Origin of the sequence: Parafrankia sp. FMc2, assembly GCF_041008525.1 — a bacterium.
Classification (GTDB): domain Bacteria; phylum Actinomycetota; class Actinomycetes; order Frankiales; family Frankiaceae; genus Parafrankia.
The window spans coordinates 1-6914 of record NZ_JBFLUG010000234.1; the positions used below are offsets into that span (position 1 = coordinate 1).

Sequence of the window (6914 nt, forward strand, 5' to 3'; positions counted from 1 at the left end):
GGTGGCTACCGTCGTCTGACTCTGCGTTACGAACGCAACGGCCGCAACTTCCTCGGGTTCCTCTGCCTCGCCGCCGCGATCACCTGCTGGAAGAAACTCCCGCACCCGACATGAGACACGCTCTTAGACGCTCCTGCGGGTTGGACGACCAGATCTGCTTCCAGATCTGCCGCGGGTAGGCAGTGAACGCGAGCAGGTCAGCTTTCGCGGCGGAGAGATGGTCGGCCGCCTTCGGCAGTTTCTCGGTGAGTGCTTCCACGACCCGGTCGAACTGCACAGTGACCTCGGTCGCGTCGGCCTGCTCGAAGACGGTTCGTACCAGCGTGGCGACCCACGGCTGCGACGACTTCGGGGTCACGTTCAGCAAGTCCCGCAGGTAGTGCGCCCGACACCTCTGCCACGACGCACCGGGCAGCGTCGACCCGATCGCGTTCACCAGCCCGCGGTGGGCATCGGAGGTCACCAGCCGCACGCCCGACAGGCCGCGGGCGACCAGGCCGCGGAAGAACGCCAGCCAGCCGGCACCGTCCTCACTGCTCACGACGTCGAGGCCAAGGATCTCCCGGTGCCCGTCACCGTTGACCCCGACCGCGAGCAGGCAGTGCACATTGATCACTCGACCCTCCTCGCGAACCTTCATCGTCAACGCATCCGCCTGGACGAACCGGTACGGACCGGCGTCCAACGGCCTCGACCGGAACGCCTCGACCTGGGCGTCGAGCTGCTTCGCCAACACCGACACCTGCGACTTCGAGATGTTCGCGACCCCGAGCTGCTCGACGAGCTTGTCGACCCTTCTCGTCGATACCCCGAGCAGATAGGAGGTGGCCACCACCGAGATCAGCGCCTGCTCGGCGCGTCGCCGTCGGGTCAACAGCCATTCCGGGAAATACGACCCCTGCCGCAACTTCGGTACCGCCAGCTCGATCGTCCCGGCTCGGGTATCCCACTCCCGCGCCCGATACCCGTTCCGCCGGTTCACCCGCTCCGGGGATATCTCGCCATATTCCGCATTGCAGACGCCGTCCACCTCGGCGCCCATCAACGCCTCCGCGAACGCCTTCACCATCGATCCCAGCAGGTCCGGACTCGCTGCCATCAGTTCCTTGCCGAAACCCTCGGCATCGGTCACAGTCGGGCGCACGGCCATCGCGTATCTCCTCCTCGAGTTCTTGGCGGTTCTCGAAAGGATCACGCGGTGGTCGCTCTACGTCACGGACCGCCACTCCGGCGAGTCGTTAGACGATCACGATCCGTACACCACGTCTCTGGACTTCACTGGGTGTCGAGGACGTGTGCATCGCTGCCTGTGATAGCCCAACGGGTTCGCAAAATCGATTACCACGGCCCGGCCGCTGGCAACCTGCCAGGCGTTTGTCCTTCACCTGGCCCTCAACGATCACCATCGAGGGCCGTCTCGCCCCGGCCACCACCAACTGGCACATCACCAACCGCCACGACCGATCCGCCGGCGGTCCGGCACTCCGGACGAAGCGCCGCGCTCCTGCGGATGACGGACAATGCACCAGGCGTTAGGCTCGCGCTCAGCGAACATTCGACTTCGCTCCCGAGCAAGGGTCGGCGCCTCAGTAGCCACCCGAGTACCAGGACTCGACGCGGAGCAAGGGTGGTCTGCACTTTGGGTAGCCAACAGGTAACTGTAAGAGCAGTGGAGGATCGGTGAGTGACTGTGTCGCGTGATCCTGACCTGCTTACCGTCGGTTGTTGTTGACGAGTTTCCGGATCCTGGTCTGGGTGAGCCGGACCTTCGCGAGGATCTCGTTGGTGGTGACGGTCCAGGTGAAGATCTGGCATCTGGTGTTCCAGCGGGTGATCTAGTGGCGGCTCTGTCGGGTCAGGACCTCGCAGGAGGAGAGGGCGCCGCGGTGTATGGACTGCTGGGTGGTGATCCCGAACCAGGTTTCGATCTGGTTGATCCACGAGGAGCCGACGGGGGTGACGTGGAAGTGGATGTCCGAGCCGCGTTCGAGCCAGGCGATCACCTCGGGGGTGGCGTAGGTAGACAGGTTGTCCAGGATGATGTGAATGTCTTTGCCCGTATGTGGTTGGACGGCGTTCTTCAGGAAGGCGAAGAATGCTCCTCCGCCCCGGACCGGACGGCACTCTCCGTAGACCTACCCCGTCGCGACCTTGAGCGCGGCGAACAGGTGCGTAGTGCCGTGGCGCCGGTAGTCGTGGGTGCGCCCCTCGGTGTGGTCAACGGTGATCGGGAGCATCGGCTGGGTCCGGTCCAGGGCCTGGACGGCTTCTTCGTGCACGCAGAGCACCCCCGCGCCGCAGGGCAGGTCCACCAGGTGGAGCCCGACCTTGTCGGCGAGCCGCGGACCGCGGCTGAGTTTGAACGTTCCTTGGCAAGGCGGTCGCAGCCTTTCCTCTCGCCACAGCTTCGCCATGTAGCGCCAGGAGATGGTGACGCCGGGGATACGGCTGACGTACTTCACCATCTCCCGGCTCGATCAGTGCGACAGACCTGTCTGCGCCGGTGGGCTCGTGCGGGTGAGCGTGAGCACCCGGGCGGGTCCCTGTTCGGACGGCGCTCCCTGGGGCCCGTTGGTCAGACCGCTGACGCTGTCCGCTCCGCACCGGCTGATCTGCAGATCGACCGCCGGTCGGGATACTCTCGCCAACGCCTTGATCCGCTTCTTCGGGGAACCGTCGGCATGCCACAGCACTATCCACCCCCGCGTCGCCACGTTCGGAAGATCGCGACTGTTCACCGAATGGATCAAGTAAAGACAACACGCTCACTGGGCACTAGGCGGTGCCGTACTTACCCGGGGCAAGAGTAAGGAAAGTGACTGCTAATCGCTAAGCGGGTGCGGCCTTCCTGCTTCGACCATGAGGCGCCGCGCCAATCACGCTATGAAAGCGCCGCACAGTAGAGGACCCACTCCAATAACTGCACGATGGAGGTCTGTGTGACTACATATTCTGTAGGCCATCTCCACGAGATTGCAACTCAGGCACTCGCTGGCCAAGGTTTCTCGTCGACCGCCGCTCGCGGGATCTCGGAGGAATTTGTGGTGGCCGAACTCGTCGGCCTCAGAACGCACGGAGTAGGCAAGATAGCATCACTCAATCTCGGCGATCTCAAAGTCGATCCAACTCTCACCGAATACGGACCAATCGTTGCTGCCGACGGAAACCGGGGCAACGGCTTCCTCCTTATGAGAAAGATCGCAGAACTTTTGATTGACAAAGTGCGAGAGTTCGGGGTCGGCGTTGCCGGAGCCCGAAACTTTAGCCGATACAGTTCGCTCTATCCGTACACCGCCAAGCTGGCTGGACAGGGTTTCGTCGGTATCCTACTGAATAGTGCTGGTCCGGCAGCGGTAACGCCATTTGGTTCAATTGACCCGATTACCGGCACAAACCCCGTTTGTTTCTCTTTCCCAACTTCGGACGGGATCCAGACCTTCGATCTAGCGACTGCGGAGGTGGTATGGGGAGAGATCCGGCAGGCGGCGCTTGAGAACCGCGGTGTTCGCCCGGGTCCGTTCCTTGGCTCTTCCGGGGATGTGACCACGGTGCCATCTGAGATCAACGCAGTGAGAGCGTTCGGTGGAAGTAAAGGCTGGGCTCTTAATCTTGCAGTCGAGATTCTCGGCGGACTAATGGTCGGCGGGGCCGCAGGTCTCGCGGTCGAAAGCGAGTTCGACTGTGGGGCATTGATGGTAGCAATTGATCCAGCCCGGACCGGCGCAGAAGCAGGGTTCATCGCCAATGTTTCGCAACTATTTGAAGAAATCCGTCAGGCGCGACCTTCCAGAGACGATGAACCTGTGAGAGTACCCGGCGACCGCGCCCGGGCCCGTATTGATCTGCAGGCGGTGTTCTCCGACCCCGTCGAAGTTGAGGATTCGACCATTGCGCTACTAACGCGTATGGCAGCTGGAGAAAAGATCTCCGAACTGTCATCCAATCTACTCTTCAATTGATTAACGCAAATCGATGGACGGGTTCACGAATGCCAGCGCCGCTATCGCTTGGGGCTCGGTAAGCGATTGGGTCTCTGGCGTCGCAACTGTACTAGCGGTGGTCATTGCGCTCATCTTCTCTTTGCGGGCCGAAAGCGAGACGACAGACCAGCGTCTGGCTGCCGTCTACGCCTGGTTCGTTGTCAACCACGGGACGGGGGAGCTTTGGCTGCACAACGCGACCGAAATTCCGATCTACCGCTGGTCGGTGATTGTCTCGTGGCCGACAGGGCCAAGCCAAACAAAAAGCGTCAATGCGGCTTCCGACACCTTCGGGATTCTACCTCCTGGCCGGTTCTCCTTCTCTCTTCAAGGAGCAGACTCACTGCCGTCAAACGACTCCGTGGTGCAAGTCGACCTACGTTTCACCGATGCGCGGCAACGAAACCGTCGGCGCACACCAACAGGACGCCTCCTATCCGAACGACGACGTGGGACGTAGTAACGGATGACTAGCCCCAGCGGCCCTCAGTTCTCGCCCTCGCGAGAATGGCGAGGAACTCAACCGGGGGCCACCCCGGAGCCGAGGCGATCTGACGAAGAACGTCATAGCGCCTCACCGATATCGCCCTCGCCATCGCAGCTGACGTGGGAATACCAATGGGAGGATAGCCTCAATTCCGTAGCGCGAAGAGCCGTTCACCCTCCTCTGGTACGGAGGATAGCAGAGGAGGTTGCCAGGGCCTCTGCGATCGGAAAGACTGCTACAGTCTTTCTCCGCGGCGAATTGGGGATCGGAAAAACGACACTTCGCAGACTGCTCACCGACAGCGAACTCGGTCTGGTTGCCAACGACTACGTAGAAAATCCGGTGGTCGCTAACGGGCTGAGGACCTGTGGTGTTATCGAGGCGGAAGATCTAGAATCGCCAGTTGACTTCGCACGCCGAATAAATCGCTACGACGACGACTGTTCGATTGTGGTTATGGCCCGACCGGGCACGCTGGAAGCCGCAGCTCAATGGATTTTCCGACAGCCCACGGCTACAGTCACCATGAATACTTACGAGCCCACTCGCCCGGTCTTTCGTGAGTGCCTTCGGGAGATTTGTCGGACCATCAATCTAGACAATAGTCAGCATCTCGATCTCCTTACGGAAATTGCCTCCCGGCTACCCGACTTTATGTGCACTCCGTTCTATTTCAAGATCTTGGCTGAATTTGTCGAAACTCATCCTGACCCATCAGACGTACTTTCTCGTAGTCCACTAGAATTGCTCCGTATCTCGATTAATCAGCGATTCGGAGATGAAGCATACGATGATCTGATCGCGTGTGCGACCGGCCGTATAGGCGAGCGAGGTGTCGAACAGGTCGCCGGGATCCTGAATGAGCACGGTGCATTCGTTCACGACGGCTATCGCAATGTTGTGTTGGCCGGTGCACTTCTAGACCATCAGCTTGCGATTCGTGAACTCATCGCACTTCCGAATGCGATTCCGGCGGTTCGGATCGCGCTGGACCACATTGAGAAGGTTCGCTCACCTCGTTCGGAAACCGCTGCTGCACTGATTGATGAACTGGAGCAGTTTGTCGTCACTGAGCAGGGGTACGGCCAGATACGTTACCTACTCTACTTTCAAGGCCTTATCGCTCGCTCCCTGAGAAGGGTGCGGAGGGAGACCGCGGCATTAGCGCTGCGAACGAGATGCCTTGACTTGATATCAAACGACGAAGCCCGTCGTCTTCGAGATAGTGGAACAGTTGCGGCAACACTGCTGTGGGACATTTCTGACGCTCTTTCGCTGATCAATGATCCGCGCCTCTATCGCGCCCGCCATGAGAAATATGCGCCAACCTCTGGGTACTTTACCTTTGTACCTCGACAGGCGGTCGAGATCGGGTCCGAGTTTACTCCACAACGTATCGATGACGCGAAACCGGTCCTGCCTTATACGCGCCAGGAAGTACAAATCGGCCCGATGTGGATCGCGAACTTCCTGGTAACAAACGAACAGTATCAGGAATTTTGGAATGATCCTGATCGCTCAAATTATTTCGTCGGCACCGGCCGGCAGTGGATTGATAATGACGCGACCGTCATTGCGGCAATCGAGGATTCTTTCGACGTCGCTGCCCGCCGTTGTTTCTGGAAGGAAGCACGAGACGAGGCGTCGGCAGTAGTTGCTGGCGTCGGGTCAAGCATGCCCATTCTTGACATAGCGCGTGTCCGGGCACTCAGACAGGCCGCTCGGGTGGCTCTATGGGACCCCACGCAGGCCGACGACCGGTTTAGCGCGCCTGGTAGTCCCGTTGTGGGGATCACCTGGTGGGAGGCGATCGCCTTCTGCCAATGGTGGACAGACCGGAAACTGCCCGATAGCGGCTTCCCGGAAGGATCGGTCGCGAATCTCGCCACCGACTGGGAATGGGAAGCGCTGCGCAGAGTCTACTATGACGGGATCGACGTTGCTGATGCCAGCGTCAACCAGTCCGATCGGTACGGTGCGCATCTCCGCAAGCCCAATCGTGCTGCCGCCGCCGCAGACGGCCGCATCAGTAATATTCTTAGGCCGCTTCATGTCGGATTGTTCACGGTACCGGCTGGCCCCGGGCCATTCGACATGGTGGGCAATGTTTGGGAATGGACACGGTCGAAGGTTTACGGAAATATAGTGCCGACCACAATTGAACACGGCAGTTACGGACATACTGCGTGGGAGGACATAGACGCCTCTGCTGAGCAGATAGCCGAAAGCGTTGGGGGCGAAATAGTCGATCAGAATAACGATCTAAACTATCGGGCCGTTCGAGGTGCTTCATTCTTCTCGATCGATCCCCAAGCGGCCTGGTAACTGGTCAGGTACTGCTTTGATCTTGGGTTAGCTGGTTGCGGGCATCCAGGGGCGGCCCTCGGCGAGTTGGACGAGGGCGGGGAACTGGCCGATGCCGTGTTTGGTGGCGGTGGACAGGTAGC

General features: G+C 60.2%; 3 protein-coding genes and 2 pseudogenes. 2 read left to right on the forward strand and 3 right to left on the reverse strand.

Translation table 11 applies throughout. The features are described 5' to 3' along the window. Window positions 1-124: 124 nt before the first annotated feature. From AB1460_RS34880 to AB1460_RS34890, 3 genes and pseudogenes are all read right to left on the reverse strand, one after another. Window positions 125-1150: pseudogene (locus AB1460_RS34880) on the reverse strand (IS256 family transposase); the annotation flags it as partial. 685 nt (window positions 1151-1835) lie between these two features. Further along, window positions 1836-2087 (reverse strand): annotated as a pseudogene (locus AB1460_RS34885) (transposase); the annotation flags it as partial. A gap of 48 nt (window positions 2088-2135) precedes the next feature. Next, window positions 2136-2465, reverse strand: coding sequence for a hypothetical protein (locus AB1460_RS34890; RefSeq protein WP_368966637.1), 330 nt, complete (start codon window positions 2463-2465; stop codon window positions 2136-2138). 474 nt (window positions 2466-2939) lie between these two features. On the opposite strand from AB1460_RS34890, the gene AB1460_RS34895 reads away from it, so the two are divergent. Then, on the forward strand, window positions 2940-3959 hold the full coding sequence (locus tag AB1460_RS34895) for an Ldh family oxidoreductase (protein WP_368966639.1): 1020 nt from the start codon (window positions 2940-2942) through the stop codon (window positions 3957-3959). A gap of 1033 nt (window positions 3960-4992) precedes the next feature. Further along, window positions 4993-6792: a formylglycine-generating enzyme family protein gene (locus tag AB1460_RS34900; protein ID WP_368966641.1), complete on the forward strand. Its 1800-nt coding sequence runs from the start codon at window positions 4993-4995 to the stop codon at window positions 6790-6792. Window positions 6793-6914 lie beyond the last annotated feature (122 nt).